At 49.9% G+C, this 20200-nt stretch carries 18 protein-coding genes; 14 read left to right on the top strand and 4 right to left on the bottom strand.

Annotated elements, in window-relative coordinates:
- The first annotated feature begins 160 nt into the window (after nt 1-160).
- Together RHOM_RS06540 and rpsU are read left to right on the top strand one after the other, a co-directional pair.
- Nucleotides 161-1453, top strand: coding sequence for a methyl-accepting chemotaxis protein (locus RHOM_RS06540; RefSeq protein WP_044024628.1), 1293 nt, complete (start codon nt 161-163; stop codon nt 1451-1453).
- Nucleotides 1454-1593: 140 nt separating this feature from the next.
- A complete protein-coding gene (gene rpsU, locus RHOM_RS06545; RefSeq protein WP_006856185.1) occupies nt 1594-1770 on the top strand; it encodes a 30S ribosomal protein S21 in 177 nt (58 codons plus the stop codon).
- Between the two features lie 133 nt (nt 1771-1903).
- Here the strand turns inward: rpsU and RHOM_RS06550 are convergent, their stop codons facing one another.
- Nucleotides 1904-2542, bottom strand: a complete 639-nt coding sequence (locus RHOM_RS06550; RefSeq protein WP_014079497.1) for a lactate utilization protein — start codon at nt 2540-2542, stop codon at nt 1904-1906.
- Between the two features lie 131 nt (nt 2543-2673).
- Here RHOM_RS06550 and RHOM_RS06555 point away from each other — a divergent pair, with 131 nt between their 5' ends.
- The 9 genes from RHOM_RS06555 to gltA all read left to right on the top strand — a co-directional run bounded on the left by RHOM_RS06555 (nt 2674) and on the right by gltA (nt 14791).
- Nucleotides 2674-4413, top strand: coding sequence for an ABC transporter ATP-binding protein (locus tag RHOM_RS06555; protein ID WP_014079498.1), 1740 nt, complete (start codon nt 2674-2676; stop codon nt 4411-4413).
- A 124-nt stretch (nt 4414-4537) separates the two neighbouring features.
- Nucleotides 4538-5743, top strand: coding sequence for a CobW family GTP-binding protein (locus tag RHOM_RS06560; protein WP_014079499.1), 1206 nt, complete (start codon nt 4538-4540; stop codon nt 5741-5743).
- Between the two features lie 50 nt (nt 5744-5793).
- Nucleotides 5794-6735, top strand: a complete 942-nt coding sequence (locus tag RHOM_RS06565) for a TIGR03943 family putative permease subunit (protein ID WP_014079500.1) — start codon at nt 5794-5796, stop codon at nt 6733-6735.
- A 176-nt stretch (nt 6736-6911) separates the two neighbouring features.
- Entirely contained in the window at nt 6912-9032 is a 2121-nt protein-coding gene (locus RHOM_RS06570) for a methyl-accepting chemotaxis protein (protein ID WP_014079501.1), read from the top strand.
- A 350-nt stretch (nt 9033-9382) separates the two neighbouring features.
- Nucleotides 9383-10489, top strand: a complete 1107-nt coding sequence (locus RHOM_RS06575; RefSeq protein ID WP_014079502.1) for an ABC transporter substrate-binding protein — start codon at nt 9383-9385, stop codon at nt 10487-10489.
- Between the two features lies 1 nt (nt 10490).
- Nucleotides 10491-11459 (top strand): ABC transporter permease, encoded by a 969-nt coding sequence (locus RHOM_RS06580; protein ID WP_014079503.1) that lies wholly within the window; start codon nt 10491-10493, stop codon nt 11457-11459.
- A 22-nt stretch (nt 11460-11481) separates the two neighbouring features.
- Nucleotides 11482-12300, top strand: coding sequence for an ABC transporter ATP-binding protein (locus RHOM_RS06585; RefSeq protein WP_044024893.1), 819 nt, complete (start codon nt 11482-11484; stop codon nt 12298-12300).
- A gap of 142 nt (nt 12301-12442) precedes the next feature.
- Nucleotides 12443-13321: a sulfide/dihydroorotate dehydrogenase-like FAD/NAD-binding protein gene (locus RHOM_RS06590; protein ID WP_014079505.1), complete on the top strand. Its 879-nt coding sequence runs from the start codon at nt 12443-12445 to the stop codon at nt 13319-13321.
- Nucleotides 13322-13405: 84 nt separating this feature from the next.
- Nucleotides 13406-14791 carry an NADPH-dependent glutamate synthase gene (gene gltA / locus RHOM_RS06595; protein ID WP_014079506.1) on the top strand — a complete coding sequence of 462 codons (1386 nt, stop codon included), beginning with the start codon at nt 13406-13408 and terminating at the stop codon, nt 14789-14791.
- A gap of 635 nt (nt 14792-15426) precedes the next feature.
- Here the strand turns inward: gltA and RHOM_RS06600 are convergent.
- From RHOM_RS06600 to RHOM_RS06610, 3 genes are read right to left on the bottom strand one after another with little or no spacing between them, the layout of a single operon-like run.
- Nucleotides 15427-16269 carry a hypothetical protein gene (locus RHOM_RS06600; protein WP_014079507.1) on the bottom strand — a complete coding sequence of 281 codons (843 nt, stop codon included), beginning with the start codon at nt 16267-16269 and terminating at the stop codon, nt 15427-15429.
- Nucleotides 16263-16961, bottom strand: coding sequence for an ABC transporter ATP-binding protein (locus RHOM_RS06605; RefSeq protein WP_014079508.1), 699 nt, complete (start codon nt 16959-16961; stop codon nt 16263-16265). The genes RHOM_RS06600 and RHOM_RS06605 overlap by 7 nt, the downstream gene beginning before the upstream one ends.
- A complete protein-coding gene (locus RHOM_RS06610; RefSeq protein WP_014079509.1) occupies nt 16958-17329 on the bottom strand; it encodes a GntR family transcriptional regulator in 372 nt (123 codons plus the stop codon). The genes RHOM_RS06605 and RHOM_RS06610 overlap by 4 nt, the downstream gene beginning before the upstream one ends.
- 185 nt (nt 17330-17514) lie before the next feature.
- On the opposite strand from RHOM_RS06610, the gene RHOM_RS16510 reads away from it, so the two are divergent.
- Genes RHOM_RS16510 through RHOM_RS06625 form a run of 3 tightly spaced genes read left to right on the top strand, consistent with a single transcriptional unit; the run spans nt 17515 to nt 19985 of the window.
- Nucleotides 17515-18093 carry a LytR/AlgR family response regulator transcription factor gene (locus RHOM_RS16510; RefSeq protein ID WP_014079510.1) on the top strand — a complete coding sequence of 193 codons (579 nt, stop codon included), beginning with the start codon at nt 17515-17517 and terminating at the stop codon, nt 18091-18093.
- 30 nt (nt 18094-18123) lie between these two features.
- Nucleotides 18124-18885, top strand: coding sequence for a hypothetical protein (locus RHOM_RS06620; RefSeq protein WP_014079511.1), 762 nt, complete (start codon nt 18124-18126; stop codon nt 18883-18885).
- A gap of 17 nt (nt 18886-18902) precedes the next feature.
- Nucleotides 18903-19985, top strand: coding sequence for a hypothetical protein (locus RHOM_RS06625; RefSeq protein WP_143761682.1), 1083 nt, complete (start codon nt 18903-18905; stop codon nt 19983-19985).
- Nucleotides 19986-20200: the final 215 nt, after the last annotated feature.

A 20200-nucleotide genomic window follows, 5' to 3' on the forward strand; every position in this document is an offset into this window, starting at 1 on the left:
ACATGATTGCGTATATTTATAAAATTTAGAATTCAAAAAAATATTTTATAATTTGTTGCTACAAATAGTAAAAACGGTGTATAATGGTACGTAGGTATCGGCAATATGCCGTTTTTATGTATCGGGATATGGGCATATCTGATAAAACAGGAGGACAGGGATGGACGAAAGAGATAGGGGACAAGGTAGTCTGAGTGATAAGGTAAAAGGAAGTTACCGGAGAGTCAGTGTGGTAATGTATGTGACGCTTGTGATTGCAGCGATTGCAGTTTTTGCGGCGGCTTATGTGCCGAAGCAGTTTTCACTCGCTTACACGATTCTGGTTCTTATTGTATTTCTTATTACGGCAGTCAATGATACGAGACTGATCCAGAGGAACAGCCAGAAGATCGTGGATGCAGTGGTGGATCCGGTGACGGAGCTGACAAAAGTAGCGGAAGAGATCTCCAAAGGAAATCTGGATGTAGAAGTGCAGTACAGCTCGGATGATGAGCTGGGAAAGCTGGCGGACAGTTTCCGAGTGACGGTCACTACATTGAACAAGATTATTGAGGATCTTGGATATATTCTGGAAGAGTTTGCACAGGGCAATTATGCGGTAAGATCCAATTGCAAGGAATCTTATGTCGGCGAATTTGAGAATGTCATGACACATCTGATCAGCATGGTGACCGATGTGAGCGGCACGTTTAAGCAGATCCGCGAGTCTTCCGATCAGGTGGCAGCCGGCGCAGAGCAGCTAGCTATCAGCTCTCAGGATCTTGCGAAGGGAGCAACGGAGCAGGCAAGTGCGGTTGACGATCTTGTGGAGAGTGTCGCAACCGTATCTGAGCAGGTAGAGGCGAACAGTAAATCCACCGATGTGGTGCATGACAAGGCAAAGGAAGTCGGCATGGAGGCGAATGTCAGCCAGCAGAAGATGCAGGAACTGACGGAGGCCATGGAGCGTATTTCCGGCACCTCCCAGGAGCTTGTAAGTGTGATCGGCCAGATCGAGAGCATTGCTTCCCAGACGAACCTGCTTTCCTTAAACGCATCCATCGAGGCGGCGAGAGCCGGAGAGGCAGGAAGAGGATTTGCGGTTGTTGCAGAACAGATCCGTATGCTTGCGGAGAACAGTGCGCAGGCGGCTGAGACGTCCAGACATCTTCTGGAGGCAAATCAGAGTGAGGTTGACCGTGGCAACACCGTGACACAGCAGACGGCAGAATCCCTGAACAAGGTATTGACGGAACTTGACGATATTATTCAGGAAGTGGCAAATATCCGTGTGTCTTCCGATCAGCAGGCAGAGTCCGTTAAGAGAATTGCAAACGGCGTGAAGGATATTGGGGATGTTATTCAAAGCAATTCCGCAGCTTCCGAGGAGACATCTGCTACCAGTGAGGAACTTTCGGCGGAGGCAGATTCCCTGGATGGTCTGATTACCAAATTCAAACTGCGGGAAGAGTAAATTGTCTGAATTTTTCGCTTTTTTAGAAAAACAGTTGACGGGAAAAAAATATGTGTTATAATCTTATATAGTGCAATGAATATGACCCAAACAGTTGAATATGCACAATACGCAACTGGAGGGAGGTTAGGTGTGAGATAATGTCTAGTGTAATTGTAAAAGAAAACGAGACTTTAGACAGCGCTTTACGTCGTTTTAAAAGAAACTGCGCAAAGGCAGGTATTCAGCAGGAGATTCGTAAGAGAGAACACTACGAGAAGCCAAGCGTAAAACGCAAGAAGAAATCTGAAGCAGCAAGAAAAAGAAAGTACAACTAATGTATGCAAAAAGAGTTACCGTTTCGCGATAACTCTTTTTTTCGTAATAGAATTCAGGTCGCAAGCAGCCATGCGCGGCGTGGAAATCCGGCAAGCAGGATTTTTTCTGCCTTGTCGGGTGGAAACCTGGATTTTAGTATCCAAGTTCCTCGCCGATCAGAATGACTTTGATGCGTCCCTCGATGCCGCTTCGTCTTGTGATGACGACCTGATTGCAGATACAGTCAGGGGACAGGCAGTCGGAACAGACGCCGGTAGCGGAACAAGGCGTATTTTTACCGAGACGCTTGCAGTTCATCGGTGTGGCGGTACCATGAACACGGCTTAATGCCTCGTCTACGTTTGCAGCCACTTTATTCATGCCTGCCATGACGATCACGTGTTCCGGACCGTAGATTAAGGCTGCCACACGGTTGCCGGTGCCGTCGATATTGACAAGTTCGCCGTCTTTGGTGATCGCGTTGGTGCTCATAAAATAAAAATCGGAAGAAAGAGCATCGTGATAGATCTTTTTTGTCTCCTCCGGTGTCTTTGCCTGGGCGCGGTCGAGCAGGGTGATTCCCGGATCGTGGCGCAGGGCGGTCAGCATTCCGGTATCCTCCAGGGTCATGGAGCCGCCGAAAGATACTGTGCAGCCCGGGGTAAGGAAAGAGAATGCCATCTTTTCAGCGTCCTCGACGGTGGCGCAGTAGTAGCCTTCCATGCGGCGTCTGGCAAGATTTTTGATGATGGTACCGGCAAGCGTTTCATAATGCATTTGTCTTGGGTTCATAATGATGCCTCCTTAAATGGTAATCGTAACTATGTATAGTATAGCACAGTTCGTGCGGCGTGTCGCTTGACATTTTTCGCGTAGCAGATAAAATAGAAGAGTCTTTTGAAAAAGAGATAAGGAGTGTGAAAATGAGTAAAAATTTCAAAAAAATGTTGTCTTACTATAAGCCATACCGCGGCATTTTCTGGGCGGATATGTTTTTTGCGACGGTGTCGGCTGCCGTTGCGCTCGCGATCCCGCTGGTGATACGCTATGTCACCTACACGCTCGTGTACGAGGATAAGGCGCAGATTATGTACCAGATCAAAATCATTGCGGCTGCGCTGTTTGCAATGGTGGTCGCGGACTGCTATAGCAAGTTCTTTATCTCGAATTACGGTCACGTAATGGGAGCGAAAATCGAGTACAACATGCGTGCCGAGATTTTTGAGCATCTGCAGAAGTTATCCTTTTCTTTCTATGACAACCAGAAGGTCGGGCAGCTGATGAGCCGGATCACGACGGATCTGTTTGACATCACGGAGCTGATGCACCACGGACCGGAAAATATTATTCTCTCGGCGATCAAGATCATCGGTGCGTTTGTGATCCTGGTCAATATCAGCCCACTTCTGGCGCTGGCGGCGTTCATCGTCCTGCCGTTTATGTTTGCTTACGCGTATTACCTGAACGGAAAAATGCGGCGTGCGTTCCGCCAGAACCGTGTGAAGATTGCGGAGATCAACGGGCAGATTGAGGATAACCTCTCCGGCATCCGCGTGGTAAAGTCGTTTGCCAACGAGGAGATTGAGAAGAAAAAGTTTAAGATAGGAAATGCGGGATTTTTGTCCGCCAAGAAGAACAGCTATCATTATATGGGAAGCTTTCAGGCGGGATTGGGCGCGTTCACGACACTGATTCAGGTCAACGTCATTCTCGCCGGAACCATCCTTATTGCAAATGGTAAGGTCAATGTCAGTGATCTTGTCACATTTGTGCTCTACATCAGTGTATTTACCGATCCCGTGCGGACATTGATCGATTTCACGGAGCAGTTTCAGAACGGGTACAGCGGTTTCGAGCGCTTCTGCGAGATCATGGAGATCGAGCCGGATATCAAGGATCGGGCGGATGCAAAAGAGCTTACCGATGTGCGCGGAGATATTACTTTTGAAGATGTGTCGTTTCAGTACGAGGAGAATACTGAACAGGTATTGCAGCATATCAATCTGACGGTCCCGGCGGGCTCTTACATGGCGCTTGTCGGAGCGTCCGGAGCGGGAAAAAGCACACTCTGCTCCCTGATTCCGCGGTTTTATGATGTGACGGAGGGGGCGGTGAAGGTCGACGGAACGGACGTGCGGGACCTCACCTTAAAGAGTCTGCGCGACCACATCGGAATGGTACAGCAGGACGTCTATCTGTTTGTCGGAACCGTGTATGAGAATATCCGCTACGGAAGACCGGACGCCACGAGGGAGGAAGTCATCGAGGCGGCGAAAAATGCCAATGCCCATGAATTTATCATGTCATTGCCGCAGGGATATGAGACTGACATCGGACAGCGGGGCATCAAGCTTTCTGGCGGACAGAAGCAGCGCCTCTCAATCGCGCGCGTCTTTTTGAAAAACCCGCCGATCCTGATCTTTGACGAGGCGACGTCGGCACTCGACAATGAGAGTGAAAAGGTGGTTCAGGACTCCCTGGAAAAACTGGCGAAAAACCGTACCACATTCGTGATTGCACACCGCCTTTCCACGATCAAGAATGCCGAGAAGATTCTTGTGCTGACCGAAAACGGCATCGAGGAAGAGGGAACGCATGAGGAACTCCTCGCAAAGAAGGGAATTTATGAAAAACTGTATCACATGCAGTTTCAGAAGCAGTGAACCGGAGAAATATTATAAAAAATATATGAAAAAAATGCATATGATTTGCAAAATGGAGGAAAAACGAGTAAAATATATGTGTTTTGGAACAAATGATGTATTGTAAGGAAAGGAAGAGATAGATATGACAAAGATTGACATTATTTCAGGATTCTTAGGCGCCGGAAAGACGACTTTCATCAAGAAGATGATTGATGAAGTGTTCACAGGCGAGAAGCTGGTGCTGATCGAGAACGAGTTCGGGGAGGTCGGCATTGACGGAGGATTTTTAAAGGATGCGGGAATTCAGATCACCGAGATGAACTCCGGCTGTATCTGCTGCTCACTGGTTGGTGATTTCGGCAGAAACCTGCATGAGGTGATCGGCAAGTATCATCCGGATCGTATCCTGATCGAGCCGTCAGGCGTCGGCAAGCTCTCGGATGTCATGAAGTCTGTGATTGACGTGGAGAAGGAAGAGGATGTAAAGCTGAACGGGCTCATCACGGTTGTAAACGCATTAAAGGCGAGCAAGCAGATGAAGGCATTCGGCGAGTTTTTCAATAACCAGATCGAATATGCAACCACTGTTGTGTTAAGCCGCAGCCAGAATGCGACGCCGGAGCAGCTGGAGCTCTGCGTAAAGCAGATTCAGTCCATCAACGATAAGGCTGCCATCATCACGACCCCGTGGGATTCCATCCGTGGAGAGCAGATTTTAAAGGTGGTAGAGGGACAGGATTCTCTTGAGAGAAAGCTGATGGCAGAGCAGCATGCGAAGGAAGAAGCCGAGGAGCATGAGCACGAGCATCATCACGACCATGACGACCATGAGCATCACCATGACCACGACGATCATGATCATGAGCATCATCACGACCATGATGATCACGACCACGAGGATCACGATCATGAGCATCATCACGATCATGACGAGCATGACCATGAGGATCACGATCATGAGCATCACCACGACCACGACGAGCATGACCATGAGCATCATCACGAGCACGGCGAGAACTGTACCTGCGGCTGCCACGATCACGATCATGAGCATCACCATCATCATGCGGATGAGGTGTTTACAAGCTGGGGAAAAGAGACGCCGCATAAGTTTACCAAGGCAAAGATTGAGGATGTCTTAAAGACTCTGTGCGAGACGGACGACTATGGAACCATTCTCCGTGCGAAGGGCATGGTGGAGGATGAGAACGGCTCCTGGATTTATTTTGACATGGTGCCGGGGGAGTACGAGCTGCGTGACGGCGAGCCGGATTATACGGGACGTCTGTGCGTGATCGGAACAGATATCGACGAGCACAGATTAGAGGAGTTATTTGGAATCGCTTAAGCTGTGAAGACTGCCTTTTAATAGTGAGATAAGACAGAGAGGAATAGAACATGCAGGAGATACCGATTTATTTATTTACCGGATTCATGGACAGTGGCAAGACGACTCTGATCAAGGAGACGCTGCTGGAGAACGGGTTTGCCGATCAGGGAAAGAGCCTGATCATCTGCTGTGAAGACGGAGAGGTGGAATATGATGAGGCAGAGTTGAAAAAAATAAATGCAAGCCTCGTGATGGTGGAGAATGAGGAAGATTTTACTGCTGATTTTCTCAATGCCATCAATATGAAATATCTGCCGGATCAGGTGTTCATCGAATATAACGGAACCTGGGGAATGGATACGCTCACCGAGACGGAGCTTCCGCGCGGGTGGATGGTGGTGCAGTCCCTTGCGACCGTGGATGCGACCACCTTTGATATGTATCTTGCCAATATGCGCACGATGATTATGGAACAGCTGTTTCAGGCGGACGTCGTGATCTTTAACCGCTGTGACGACAGCACGGATAAGGGAAAATACCGCAGAAATGTCAAGGCGCTCAACCGTAAGGCACAGCTTGTGTATGAGCGCGCGGACGGATCGCTCGACGAGCGCGAGGAGGAGCTGCCGTTTGACATCTCGGGAGATGAACTGGAGATTACAGATGCGGATTATGCAATCTGGTATATGGACTGCCTGGACAACCCGAAGAAATACGAGGGGAAGAAAGTCAGCTTTCTGGCGCTTGTATACAATCCTGACAAGCTCAAGAAGGGCATTTTTGTTCCGGGACGTTTTGCGATGACCTGCTGTGTGGAGGATATTACCTTCATCGGATTTAAGTGCAAATATCCGGATGAGGATAAGATTCCGCACAAGTCCTGGATTCATATTACCGCGCAGATCAAGGTGGAGTTTGCAAGAGAGTACAAGGGAAAAGGACCGGTACTGTATCCGATTTCCATTACACCTGCAGAAAAGCCGGAAGACGAACTTGTTTATTTTTCATAGGAGCAGAGTGCGTGGGCATTTTTTTGAGAACCTCCTTGCTGGCAGAATGCCGGCAGGGAGGTTTTTGTTTAGAATGTAATACAATGAAAGAAAATACCGGATATTTACAAAAATGTGCGAAACATCTACAATGTAAGTAATAAAGTGTCATATTGCAGTATGAACGGAGGAAAAAGATGAAAAAATTGGGTTTAGGGCCGAAAATGATTTTGAGCTTTCTTGTGGCGATTGCGGGAAGTGTTGTGATCTGTGGAGTGATTACATACAGCCGTACGAAGAATGTGTTAAACAGCAACATGCAGCTCACAAGCGAGCAGACGTTAGAGAGCGCGTTGAACAGTCTGCAGACGTATGAGAAGACGATCAGCCTTCCGGTGGATCTGCTGACGCGCAAGACTTCCATCAAGCAGCTGGAGTACGAGGATCAGTTTGATGACTATATTGCCAACGTGCAGGATGAACTGGTGGCGGCGTGCAAGGTAACGCAGGGAGCGGTGCGAAGCTATTATGCGACGTCCAGCGGAAAACTCATCACCGGATGGGTGAAGTACGAGGACAACGGTGATAAGACGGCGATGAACACCATCGAGGAAAATGTGGATCTGTCCGGGGAAGACTGGTATGTGAACTGCCAGGGCAGAAAGGCAAAAGTAAATTCTATTTTCAGCTATATCACACAGCCTTATGAGGATCCGCAGACAGGCGGGCAGATCTTCACCGTAGCGCAGGAGGTCAAATACAAAGATGTCTTAATGGGCGTTGTGGCGATGGATATTGATGCGGCGCAACTGGAGAATTATATCAGGAATATCCGCATTCTCAACACGGGATTTGCCATGCTGATCGATGCGGACGGCAATATTGTGATCGACAGTGACAAAAATACCTTTGCGGACGGAAATGTGACGGGTCTGGAATTCTGGACGCCGATTTCCGGAGAACTGAAGTCTCTGGAGGAGCAGAAGAGCGCCCTGGAGGAAGCGGGCGATGAGAGCGCTTCCGACATCACACTGGAGTCTGTATACACAATGCGTGCAGATGGCATGGACTGTGCGGTGACCGCGATGACAGACCAGGTGACAGGCTGGATTCTTCTGGGCTGCATCAGCGATGTCGAGAACACCGGCAATCTTGCGAAGATCAACGGTGCGCTGGTATTTGCGGGTGCGTTCGGAGTGATCTTCGGTATTGTGATCGCGCTTATTACCGCGTACAGCCTTGTGCGTGAGATCAAAAAGATTGAGCGTGCGACAGCTGCTGTGGCAGAGGGAGATTTTACCCAGACGATTGCGGTCACCAGAGGAGACGAGTTCGGTGCGCTGGAGACGCATTTTAACGATATGGTCAAGGATGTATCCACAGTGATCCGTGAGGTGGAGGATAAGTCCAGACATATTTTAGAGACTTCGGATCATATTTCCGAGATCGCGGGAGATACCAGAAGCACGATGGGACAGGTCGCGGAGGCGATCTCGAGCGTGGCTGACGGTGCGGTGAAGCAGGCGGAGAGCACGCAGGAGGCAAGCAGTGAGGTGGACAACCTCAAGAACAGTCTGGAGTCCTCCAGAGATTGTGTCAGCGAGATCAACCAGATGACCGAGGAGACGAACCGGATCAGTTCGGAGGGACTCGGCAGCGTGAAGGATCTGATCGAAAAATCACAGAAGACCGTAGAGAAGTCGAGCATGTCCCTTGCAGTGATGAATGAGATGATTGCCAGCATCGACAAGATTTTCTATATTTCCGATGCGATTGCGGATATTACGGCACAGACCAATTTGCTTTCCTTGAATGCTTCTATCGAGGCGGCGAGAGCCGGAGAGATGGGCAAGGGATTTGCGGTCGTTGCAGACGAGATCCGGAAGCTGGCGGATGAGTCCAAGGAATCAACGGATGAGATCAAGAAGATTATCACCGAGATTACGGACAAGTCCAAGCAGGTGGAAGAGACCATGCAGGAGAACGAGGAGCTTCAGTCGGAGCAGCAGAAAGCGATCGAGCGCACGGAAGAGGTATTCCGTCAGATTATCGCGCAGATTGAGCAGCTGAATGCCGGCATGGAGAACATCAACCGGCTCAATGCGGACATGTCATCCAACAAGGATACGGTCGTAAGTCGTATGGAGGCGATTGCATCCGTATCGGAGCAGTCGGCAGCGGCGACGGAAGAGGTCAATGCATCCACAGATCAGGTCAACACGACGATGGCAGACATCACGGACTACACAAAGACACTTCAGAATATCGCGCAGGATTTGGAGCAGACGATCGAGAAGTTCCGTCTGATGGAAATTTAAAAATAAGGTTGACAAATACACGTTAATGTATTAAAGTAAGTGACATACCGATAAACCTTTGAGAAAGAGTAGTAGACATTTATCCGAGATCACAGAGAGCTGCAGGCGGTGGGATTGCAGTATGGAGGGATTTGTTGAATGGACTTTTGAGGGCGGCCTGAGCAGTGGATACGCAGGTAGGAGCCGCCGGGAACCGGACCCGTTATCCATCCGGCATGTATGATAGTGCATGAAGTGAGTGGACATTTTGTCAAGATGAGTGGCACCGCGATAATATTAGTTTATTACCGTCTCAAGCAATAGCTTGAGACGGCTTTTTTTTATGTAATAGGAAAAAGGAGGAAATGATTATGAAAAAGAAAATGATGACAGCAGTTCTTGCAATGACGATGGTGGCAGCAGCGGTGGCAGGCTGCGGAAGCAGTTCCGGCTCCGGTACGACCGTGGAATTGACCAATGAGGCAGGAGGAGACGCGCAGGCGGAGACACAGAAGGCAGAGGCAGACCAGACAGCGGCGGAGGGAACCGTATATAAAGTCGGTATTGTACAGTATGTGGATGATGCTTCCTTAAATCAGATTGAAAAAGCGATTGAAGCGGAACTCACAGCAAAGGGAGCAGAGCTCGGAGTTACCTTTGATTATGCGGATTACACGTTCAACGGGCAGGCAGATCAGTCGATCCTGACACAGATTGCAGCGGATCTGGTGGCGGATGATGTGGATCTGATTATCCCGATTGCGACGCCGACCGCAGTCGTGATGCAGAGTGCGACCGAGGAGAATCAGATTCCGGTTGTATTTTCCGCGGTGTCGGATCCGGTGGGCGCCGGACTGGCGGCAGATGTGAACGCACCGGGTTCCAATATTACAGGAACGTCGGATGCCATCGACACGGCAGCGATTTTTGATCTGATGCTGGCGGCAAATCCGGATACCGCAAAGGTCGGACTGCTCTATGATAAGAGTCAGGCTTCTTCCCTTGGTGCGATTGAGGACGCAAAGGCATACTGCGATGAGAAGGGAATCGCCTATGTGGAGAAGACCGGTACGACCTCTGCGGAGGTGCAGGCGGCAGCGGATGCCCTGGTGGCAGAGGGCGTAGACGCAGTGTTTACCCCGCAGGACAACACCGTCATGACGGCAGAACTTTCCATCTTTGAGAAGTTCATCGATGCGGGAATCCCGCACTACACAGGAGCGGACTCCTTCGCATTAAACGGAGCATTCTGCGGTTACGGAGTCAATTATGAGGAGCTTGGTACAAAGACAGCCGATATGGCAGTCGATATTCTGGTAAACGGAGCCGATCCGGCGGCAACTCCGATCGAGAACTTAGAGCGGGGAATTGTGACCGTGAATACAGAGACGGCGGAAGCACTTGGACTGGACTACTCCATGTTTAAAGATATGTGTTCGGAAGTTGTTGAGACAGTAACGGCAGAGGAGTTTGAATAATATGGGATCAATCATTACCTTATCGATCGTGCAGAGTGCACTGGAACTGGGATTTATCTATGCACTGGTTGCACTTGCACTGTTCATTTCATTTAGTATTTTAAATATAGCGGATCTGTCAACGGACGGATGTTTTACGCTGGGATGTGCAGTGTGCGCTTCGGTTACGCTGGCAGGACATCCGGTACTCGGACTTTTGGCGGCGATGGCTGCCGGTGTGTGTTCCGGTTTTGTGACGGCATTTTTGCAGACCAGACTCGGCATACAGTCGATTCTGGCAGGAATCATTGTCAACACCGGACTTTACACGATCAATATTGCGGTGATGGGATTCGCCTCCAACCTGAATCTGTTTGCCTGCGATTCCGTATTTACATGGGCAAAAGACGCGATCGGCGGAACCTGGTATAAGCTGATCGTGGCGGCAGTGATTGTCGCACTGGTCGGCGTATTGATCTCTCTGTTTTTAAATACGAGACTCGGACTTTCCATCCGGGCAACCGGGGATAATCCGGATATGGTGCGGGCATCCAGTATCAATACGGGAATGATGATTACGATCGGTCTGTGCGTCGCCAATGCGCTGACGGGACTCTCCGGCGGACTGCTCGCGCAGTACCAGAAGTCCTGTGATATTAACCTTGGAACCGGCATGGTGACGATCGCGCTCGCCAGCCTGATTATCGGAGAGACGATCATCGGAAAGGGCAGCATGTTAAAGCGGGTCATCGGCGTGATTCTGGGAAGCTGTCTATACCGTTTTATCGTGGCGGTGGCGCTTCGCCTGAATGTCCCGGCAGAGTGCTTAAAGCTGGTGTCCTCCATTATTGTGGCGGTGGCGATCGCTTTCCCGTACCTAAAGAAGCAGGCGGTGTTCTACCGGCAGAAACGGGCGGCAAAAGCGGAGAATGAGCAGTATATTGCGGAATTACTGAGAGAAGAACGGATGGGAAAAGGAGGAAATGCGTGATATGGCAGCAGAAAGAGAATCCATGCTGATTATGAAAAATGTCAGCAAGACCTTTAATCCCGGCACCGTCAATGAAAAGTGTGCCCTAAACGGCGTCAATCTGACGCTTGGCGCCGGAGATTTCGCAACGATCGTCGGCAGCAACGGCGCAGGAAAATCTACCCTGTTCAATGCAATCACCGGAGCTTTTTTCCCGGACCGCGGTCTGATCATGCTCGGCGGGGAGGATATTACCTATCAGCAGGAGCATGTGAGAAGCAAAGTGATCGGTCATCTGTTTCAGGATCCGTTAAAGGGAACGGCGCCGCACATGACGATCGAGGAAAACATGGCGCTCGCCTATCTTCGGACGACAACCTCCCGGAATGCATATTTCAGCAGGATCAACGCGGCGGATAAGAAAAAATTCAGAGAGCAGCTGGCGCTGCTTGACATGGGATTGGAAGACCGCATGAAACAGCCGGTGGGACTTCTCTCCGGCGGTCAGCGCCAGGCACTCACACTTCTCATGGCGACGATGGTCACACCGAAAATTCTTCTTCTGGATGAGCACACGGCAGCGCTCGATCCGGCGACGGCAGAGAAGGTGCTGCATCTGACCAGACAGATTGTGGCAGAGCGGCAGATCACCTGTCTGATGGTGACGCACAACATGCACCAGGCGCTGACGCTCGGCAACCGGACATTGATGATGAACGCGGGAAACATTGTGTTGGACGTTGTGGGAGAGGAACGTGCGGCGATGTCGGTGGATGACTTGTTGGAGCAGTTTGCGCTCCGCGCGGGAAAGGCGCTCGATAACGACCGTATCCTATTTTCCAAAGTGGAGACACAGGAGTAGGGCGCAGGGAGAAAAAACGTCACATACAGTCCGAAACGAAGTCGGAATAGCAGATATAAACAGAAAATATGGGAAAAGCCGTTGAAATGTAGGGGCTTTTCCTTTATTATATTAAGATAGTACAAAGGGCGAGGAGGAAATTATGTATCCGATTGTTAAAAAAGAAAAGCTGGCAGACAAGATCTATCTGATGGATGTCAAGGCACCGCGTGTTGCACAGTATTGCGAACCGGGACAGTTTGTCATTGTCAAGATTGATGAGCAGGGGGAGCGTATTCCACTCACAATCTGTGATTATAACAGGGAAGCCGGTACGATCACGATCGTATTTCAGACGGTGGGAGCTTCCACACAGCGCATGGTATCCTTGGAGCAGGGGGATGCGTTCGCAGATTTCGTGGGACCGCTTGGATGTCCTTCTGATCTGATAGATGAGGATATCGAGGAACTGAAGAAGAAAAAGATTGTGTTCATCGCGGGCGGCGTCGGTACCGCACCGGTGTATCCGCAGGTAAAGTGGCTGCATGAGCATGGTGTGGACTGTGATGTGATTATGGGATCCCGCAATAAGGATCTTCTGATTCTTGAGGATGAGATGCGGGCAGTGGCAGCGAATCTCTATGTGACGACGGATGACGGCTCTTACGGCTTTCACGGAACCGGCACGGCGCAGCTGCAGGAACTCTGGGATCAGGGCGTGCGCTATGATCATTGTGTGGCAATCGGCCCGATGATTATGATGAAGTTTGTCTGTAAGCTGACAAAGGAACTGGGAATTCCGACGGTGGTTTCCATGAACCCGATCATGGTGGACGGTACCGGAATGTGCGGCGCATGCCGTCTGGTTGTCGGCGACGAAGTGAAGTTCGCCTGCGTGGACGGACCGGAATTCGACGGACATCTGGTGGATTTCGACCAGGCGATGAAGCGCCAGCAGCAATATAAGACAGAAGAGGGCAGAGCGATGTTAAAGCTGACGGAGGGAGATACCCATCACGGCGGCTGCGGACAGTGCGGCTGAGAAGGCAGATGTGATCGTTAGAAGGCGGAGGCAGAGAGAATGAGTGCGTCTGCCGGATAGAAAATACAGAGTATGGAGGTTCCTATGGACGTAATGACAAGAGTACCGGTTCGTGAGCAGGACCCACAGGTGCGAGCAGCGAACTTTGAGGAGGTATGTTTGGGATATAATGCCGAGGAGGCAATGGCGGAGGCAACGCGCTGCTTAAACTGCAAAAATGCACAGTGCATGAAGGGCTGTCCGGTATCCATCAATATTCCGGCGTTTATCGCGCAGGTAAAAGAGGGCAATTTTGAGGAGGCTTACCACATTATCAGTGAGTCATCCGCACTTCCGGCAGTATGCGGACGTGTATGTCCGCAGGAGAACCAGTGTGAAGGAAAGTGTATCCGCGGCATCAAGGGCGAGGCGGTTGCGATCGGCAAGCTGGAGCGTTTTGTAGCAGACTGGGCGAGAGAGCATGGCATCAAGCCGAAGAAGGCAGAGAAGTTGAACGGTCATAAGGTGGCTGTCATCGGTTCCGGCCCTGCAGGACTTACCTGTGCCGGTGATCTGGCAAAATTGGGCTATGACGTGACCATTTTTGAAGCGCTGCATGAGGCGGGCGGCGTGCTTGTCTATGGTATTCCGGAATTCCGTCTGCCGAAGCAGAAGGTCGTTGCAGCGGAAGTGGAGAATGTCAAGGCGCTCGGCGTGAAGATTGAGACGAACGTTGTCATCGGCAAATCCGTCACGATCGATGAGCTGATGGAGAACGAGGGATTTGAGGCGGTATTTATCGGTTCCGGCGCGGGTCTTCCGCGTTTTATGGGTATTCCGGGCGAGCAGGCAATGGGCGTATTTTCGGCAAATGAATTTTTGACGAGAAACAACCTCATGAAGGCATTTTTAGAGGAGTACGATACTCCGATCAAGGCGGGAAAGAAAGTGATCGTTGTCGGCGGCGGTAACGTGGCAATGGACGCTGCGAGAACGGCTAAGCGTCTTGGTGCGGAAGTACATGTCGTGTACCGGCGCGGTGAGGAAGAACTTCCGGCGCGTAAGGAAGAGGTGCATCATGCAAAGGAGGAGGGCATTATTTTTGACCTGTTACAGAATCCGACGGAGCTTTTAGTGGATGAGAACGGCTGTGTAAAAGGCGCAAGAGTCATCAAGATGGAACTTGGCGAGCCGGATGCCTCCGGCAGAAGAAGTCCGGTGGAGATTCCGGGGTCTGAGTATGAGATTGAGGCGGACACGGTCATCATGTCGCTTGGAACTTCTCCGAATCCGCTGATCTCCTCCACGACAAAGGGACTTGAGACGAACCGCAGAAAGTGTATCGTGGCAGAGGAAGAAAACGGCGCTACCTCCAAGAGCGGTGTATTTGCCGGCGGAGATGCCGTGACAGGAGCTGCAACGGTCATCCTGGCAATGGGTGCAGGAAAAGCGGCTGCGAAGGGAATTGACGCATACTTGAACACAAAATAAATACGTAATAGATTCGGGAAGGGGCTGTCACATGAGTGGCAGCCTCCTTTCATGCATAAGAAATATTAGATAAGTAATATTATAAGAGGCACACTTGGGGATTTCATGTGGAAATGCAGATGGAAATTCGGTTCAAAAAATGTGGAATTTCTAACCAACAGAATGTTTGCATCCGCGATGATCCGTGTCTTTCTAAGTTTGGAGCACTCTACGGACTGTGTCCGCAAGTCAGCAGACAATTTTAGGACTTTTGTGCGTGTCCCTTATTGGCACCTCTGAATAAAACATAACCGCGCGAAGCCGATGTTTGAGCCGGCATCTGCCATATTTTCAATAGCAGATGCCGGCGAGTTTCGGTTCGCGCGGTTTTATATTGTCTATGAAGAGGTGCCATTAGGGACACCAGAAAGTCCGCTCATTGTCTGCGACTTGTCGGACACACTCCGTGAGTGTCCAAACGTGGAAGAGACACGGAATTCGATGCAAACATTCAGCTGGAAGAAATACTCACATTTTTCTCCAACGAATATCCCATCTACATTTCCATCTGAAATCCCACGGTGTGATCTTCTGATAATATTACTTATCACATCCAGAGGCGTTGCCGGTCTTAAGTGGCAGCCCCTGATAGAACGTTATTCGAGATTCAGATGCTTTGTGATGATTCTCGCGCACACAAGGTACAAAATGACAATGACGATGATCGAGTAAATGTTGCTGGTGACAAACAGTGAACTCGGCAGGATACTTGCCGTCGATGTGGTCGTATTGTCGATCGTTGTGGTAACGGCAAAGAAATTCACGGAATTATCTCCCGACTGGAACATACCGGTTCCAAACATGAGGATCATGGAGAAAATCTGCTGCATAAAATAGAGGACGATGCCTGCAACGAGGGAGGCAGCCACTTTATTGCTGGAGAAAAGCTGTCCGATCGAAGCGCTTGCAAACACCCAGAGCAGGTAGGTTAAGCAGGAGCAGATTACGCCCAATACCATCTGGAAGATGAAATGGAAGGAAAATACGTCCTGACCGAATAACTCCTCCCAGGCGGAAGTAAAATCCTGCCATGCGGTTCCGTGGGAGGCGCTGGCGATAAGCGCCACGATGGAGGCAGTCATCAGAGCCATGGAGAGAAACATCCACACGAAGGAGGTTATCAGTTTTACGTGAAAGGGAGCAAGTGTTTTTACCGGGAGCGTGTGTGTCAGATATCCCTGAGCGGAATACATCGTGCGGTAGAAGTGGACACACAGGTACACGTACATCACGATAAGGACAGCAAAAATGACAAGGATATAAAGGACAATCGCGGAGACGGATAGAATGGATGCCAGTTTGCTTTCACCCGCCTGATCCAGATCTAAGGAATACAGCACCACGGAACCTACGGAGGTGGTGATGATCAGAATGGCGTACAGGATCAACATGATCTTTGCCGTGCTCTTAAATTCATATTTAAATAATTTTTTTAACATCTGTATACCTCCCTGAAAAGTGCATCGACGGACTTACCGTTGTTCATACGGATATCATCCACGGATGCGGTGAGCCGGATCTGACCGTGATCGATGAAGATGACTTCATCCAGAATATTCTCGATGTCGGCGATCAGATGCGTCGAGATCAAAATGGAAGCTTCCGGTTCGTAATTCGACAGAATGATATTTAAAATAAAATCGCGTGCTGCCGGATCGACGCCTGCGATCGGCTCATCTAAAATATACAGATCCGCATGACGGCTCATTACGAGAATCAGCTGCACTTTTTCTTTGGTTCCCTTGGACATGGTCTTCAAACGATCCGAGGCGTCAATCTGAAGTTTTCCCAACATGTCGTAGGCACGCTTCTCATCAAAATCTTCATAGAAATCGGAAAAATACCGGATAATATCGCGAACCCGCTCGTTCATATTCAGATAAGTGTGATCCGGCAGGTAGGAGATATGCTTCTTACTCTCTGCGCCGATCGGATTCTGCTGCATGAAGATGGAACCGGAGGTGGGGGCAAGCAGACCGTTGATCATCTTGATCAGAGTGGTTTTGCCGCTTCCGTTCGGTCCGAGCAGACCGATGATATGTCCGCTCTCAATGGCGAGGTTGATATGGTCGATGGCGGTTTTTTTGCCGTAACATTTGGTCAGATCTTTACATTCCAACAAGGTACTCATTGTTTTTCCCCTTTCATCGTCTGATTCATGAGCGACAGGATTTCATCATTCTGAAAGCCGAGCTGCCGCATCTGTGCTAAAAATTCTTCCATTTTCTTGGTAGCGAGAGAGGTTTTTAACTGTTCTATCATATGACAATCCTCCGTGATAAAACGTCCGCTGGTCCGCCTGGAATAGACCAGACCGGTGCGTTCAAGTTCTGCAAAGGCCTTTTGCATGGTGTTCGGGTTGACGGATGCTTCCGCTGCGAGATCACGTACAGACGGAAGCTTATCTCCCGGCTGGTAGCGGCCGGAAACGATGTCCGTCTGGATTCGTTCCACAATCTGTAAAAAGATGGGACGATCAGAATCAAGGGTCCATGCCATAGTGTCATCTCCTTTCTACTAAATCATCTGTACTAATAAGATAATACAATAATACAGTAAGCGTGTCAACTGTTTTTTGATGACAAAAACAGCGTATTTCGTTACGAAAAATAAAAGAATGAAAAATATGACCGATATATAAAGTAGAAAACAGAGCATGGATGCGAAAGCGGGGAGGAATATGAGTGTTATACATTGCGGCGTGCGGGAATGAGGCATCCGTGCGTAAGTATTTAAAAGAGATGGAAGGCGAATATGTAAGAGAGGATGTACAGATTCTTTGCGGAGATGAAATTGAGGGAAGCGGCACAATGCCGGATGTTCTTTTCCTTTCGGATAGTGGCATAGAGGAGTGCCAGAAAAAGATTCCAGTATGGTTCCGCAGAAAAGCGTTTGACAATGCGGGAGAACTGAAACAGAGAAAAGCAGGGGCAGAAAGGAAGCGCCCGCTGCTGATTAAAACAGACGGAACCTATTGCTGTGTGGATCAGAAAACCATTCTCTATGCAGAGAGTGTGGGGCGTAAGGTGGTGCTTCACACAAACACGGGAATCATTGCATATTATGCCAGAATGAAGGAGGTGGAAGAAATTTTAGGCAACGGGTTTTTCCGCTGCCATCGCGGGTATCTGGTGAATTTTGCCGCGGTAAAAAGTTTTGAGGTGGGAACGATCCTGCTGAAGAACGGGGAGTCCATTCTGATGGCGAAACAGAAGTTTAATGATTTTGCGTCGGCTTATGAGACGTATCTTAACGAACGATAGGGATACAGAAAAGAAACGGGGAAAATGAGTATGAGAATTTATAACAGAGACCAGTCTGCCATTCTGGGTGCGAGGAACAACCGGCTGGCAAAGATGCGTGCGTTTTCCAGCAGCACAAAGACACGCGCATCATCCAAAGGAACGACGCAGAGCGCGCCAAAGAGTAAAAACTACAGGACATCTGCGTGGATGCAGTTTTTAAATCAGTTTCAAAACGGGACAGCCGTATCCGGCGACAAAATCGTGGAGAATCAGAAAAAAAGCTACGATTATGAGATCACGGGACTGGCGGCGGAGCGTGTGGAGACGCATATGAAGCGTTTTCTGGAGGAGGGAGAAAAATCCCTTTACCAGGAGGGAGAGGACGCCGGAAAGCAGCTTACGAAGGAAATGGAAAGTTTTGTATCCGATTACAATATGATGATCCGCAAGATTGGTGACTTGTCGGACAGTGTGGACGAGACGTATGCAAAGAAGCTGAAAACGGAGATTTCCGCGCGGGAGACCGCCTTAAAACAGATCGGAATCACGCTGGAGAAAGACGGCACGCTGTCGTTTGATAAGACGGTGTTTCAGACAGTAAAACCGGAGGCGGTGCAGAAGATTTTCGGGGATAAGAGCACGCTGTCGAACCGCGTGCAGGTGCTGGCTTCGGGTGTGAAGAGCAACTGTAGAAAACAGGCGGCAGCGCTTTCTGCAACTTCTTATATGACCAGCGGCAATTACAGCCGCTATGCGTCGGACAGTAATCAGACGCGGCAGACCGGCAGCCGCTACAATGCGAAAGGTTAGGAATGGAAGCAGAGCGGGTGAAGACAAAAAAGGTCAGCGCAGCAGACCGGATTCCGGAGAAGACCGGCAGAAAAAAGTGGAGCGTTCTCTTTCTGGAGTCTCTGCTCAAAGAGGCGAAGGAGCGGGAGGCGGAAAGCGAAAAAGCCAGACCGGCAGTCGACGGCGAGAGCTGGATCCGCCCCGGAAGAGACACCTTTGAACATTCGGAGGATCCGGAGGAACTCTGGTGTGAATCCTATGAGGATATCATGGGGATCGTGCGCATGGTGGGAAAGTGGAAAGCCAACATTCTCTATCAGATTGCCAATGCCATCCTGCGGGACTATCACGAAAAAAAGCTGGACGAGGACGGTGTGGGAGAACTGTTTGGCCTGTGCTGCCAGAAGTGTAAGGACACGGGAGGCGGCACCGGCAGGAAGACGGAGCCGCAAATCACGGAGACTGTCCTTGAATTTTTCCTGCGTGCCAATGCGCGGATGAGTGTATTTTCCATGGAGAGAGCGGGAAAGCGCCTGACGGCGCGCTGCGGCTTGAACTGGTCCGGCACGACGTACTATGACGCTTGGTATTTTTACCGCTGTGCACAGATGCACAGACGGCTTTTTGTGGTTGCCGGAAGAATTGCAGCGGAACTGGGAGAGAAGGTATCCTCCCCGGAGGAATTAGAGCAGAGGACGCAGTTTGCGGCGGTTGGCGGATTGACATTTCACGGGGTGTTTGGCTGGGTGCAGCAGAAGGACAATTATCCGGTCAACCAGTATGGCTTGAAGAATTCCGGAATCGAACCGCCGCACCATTTTGTGTATCTGTACCGGAATCATTACAGCGAGGCAGAAAGACCGTGCGTACAGTTTCTGGAGACGCTTATGCGGGAGCAGACCGCATGTGCGCAACGAAAAGAACTGTGGCGCCACTACACGATACAGGACGGACGGGAATACCACAACGGCATGAGTTATCTGCTTGAGGGAAGCCTTGCGGACGAGCAGGATGAAAAAATGTACGAGGCGGCACTTTTGTTTTTACAGAATTTCAGGCTGTACCGCGTAGACGGCTGCGTGGAGTTTTTGTATACGGCATATGAAAAAGAGTGGGGATGAGAGATCCGGCGGAAGTATCCGCCGGATTTTTTCATAGGAAATTACGTCCTATGAATGAAAAAGCCCTTCGGCAGGATCTCACTGCGTCGGAGTAGAATTATGTCGCTGGAGCAACCCGCCGCAGCTTACGGAAAAGAAGCGGATGCGTTGTGTTGCGCGAGGATAAGGAATGTGTAAAAAATTAGTCAAAATAATTGAAAAACAGTAGAAAAAAT

The sequence above is a fragment of the Roseburia hominis A2-183 genome, assembly GCF_000225345.1.
GTDB classification, from domain to species: domain Bacteria; phylum Bacillota; class Clostridia; order Lachnospirales; family Lachnospiraceae; genus Roseburia; species Roseburia hominis.

Coding starts and splice junctions, on each gene's coding strand:
- RHOM_RS06620 (WP_014079511.1), top strand. CDS start 18,124: ATGAGAATTTATAACAGAGACCAGTCTGCCATTCTGGGTGCGAGGAAC.
- RHOM_RS06580 (WP_014079503.1), top strand. CDS start 10,491: ATGGGATCAATCATTACCTTATCGATCGTGCAGAGTGCACTGGAACTG.
- RHOM_RS06575 (WP_014079502.1), top strand. CDS start 9,383: ATGAAAAAGAAAATGATGACAGCAGTTCTTGCAATGACGATGGTGGCA.
- rpsU (WP_006856185.1), top strand. CDS start 1,594: ATGTCTAGTGTAATTGTAAAAGAAAACGAGACTTTAGACAGCGCTTTA.
- RHOM_RS06605 (WP_014079508.1), bottom strand. CDS start 16,961: ATGAGTACCTTGTTGGAATGTAAAGATCTGACCAAATGTTACGGCAAA.
- RHOM_RS06550 (WP_014079497.1), bottom strand. CDS start 2,542: ATGAACCCAAGACAAATGCATTATGAAACGCTTGCCGGTACCATCATC.
- RHOM_RS06560 (WP_014079499.1), top strand. CDS start 4,538: ATGACAAAGATTGACATTATTTCAGGATTCTTAGGCGCCGGAAAGACG.
- gltA (WP_014079506.1), top strand. CDS start 13,406: ATGGACGTAATGACAAGAGTACCGGTTCGTGAGCAGGACCCACAGGTG.
- RHOM_RS06590 (WP_014079505.1), top strand. CDS start 12,443: ATGTATCCGATTGTTAAAAAAGAAAAGCTGGCAGACAAGATCTATCTG.
- RHOM_RS06600 (WP_014079507.1), bottom strand. CDS start 16,269: ATGTTAAAAAAATTATTTAAATATGAATTTAAGAGCACGGCAAAGATC.
- RHOM_RS06540 (WP_044024628.1), top strand. CDS start 161: ATGGACGAAAGAGATAGGGGACAAGGTAGTCTGAGTGATAAGGTAAAA.
- RHOM_RS06555 (WP_014079498.1), top strand. CDS start 2,674: ATGAGTAAAAATTTCAAAAAAATGTTGTCTTACTATAAGCCATACCGC.
- RHOM_RS06610 (WP_014079509.1), bottom strand. CDS start 17,329: ATGGCATGGACCCTTGATTCTGATCGTCCCATCTTTTTACAGATTGTG.
- RHOM_RS06565 (WP_014079500.1), top strand. CDS start 5,794: ATGCAGGAGATACCGATTTATTTATTTACCGGATTCATGGACAGTGGC.
- RHOM_RS06570 (WP_014079501.1), top strand. CDS start 6,912: ATGAAAAAATTGGGTTTAGGGCCGAAAATGATTTTGAGCTTTCTTGTG.
- RHOM_RS06585 (WP_044024893.1), top strand. CDS start 11,482: ATGCTGATTATGAAAAATGTCAGCAAGACCTTTAATCCCGGCACCGTC.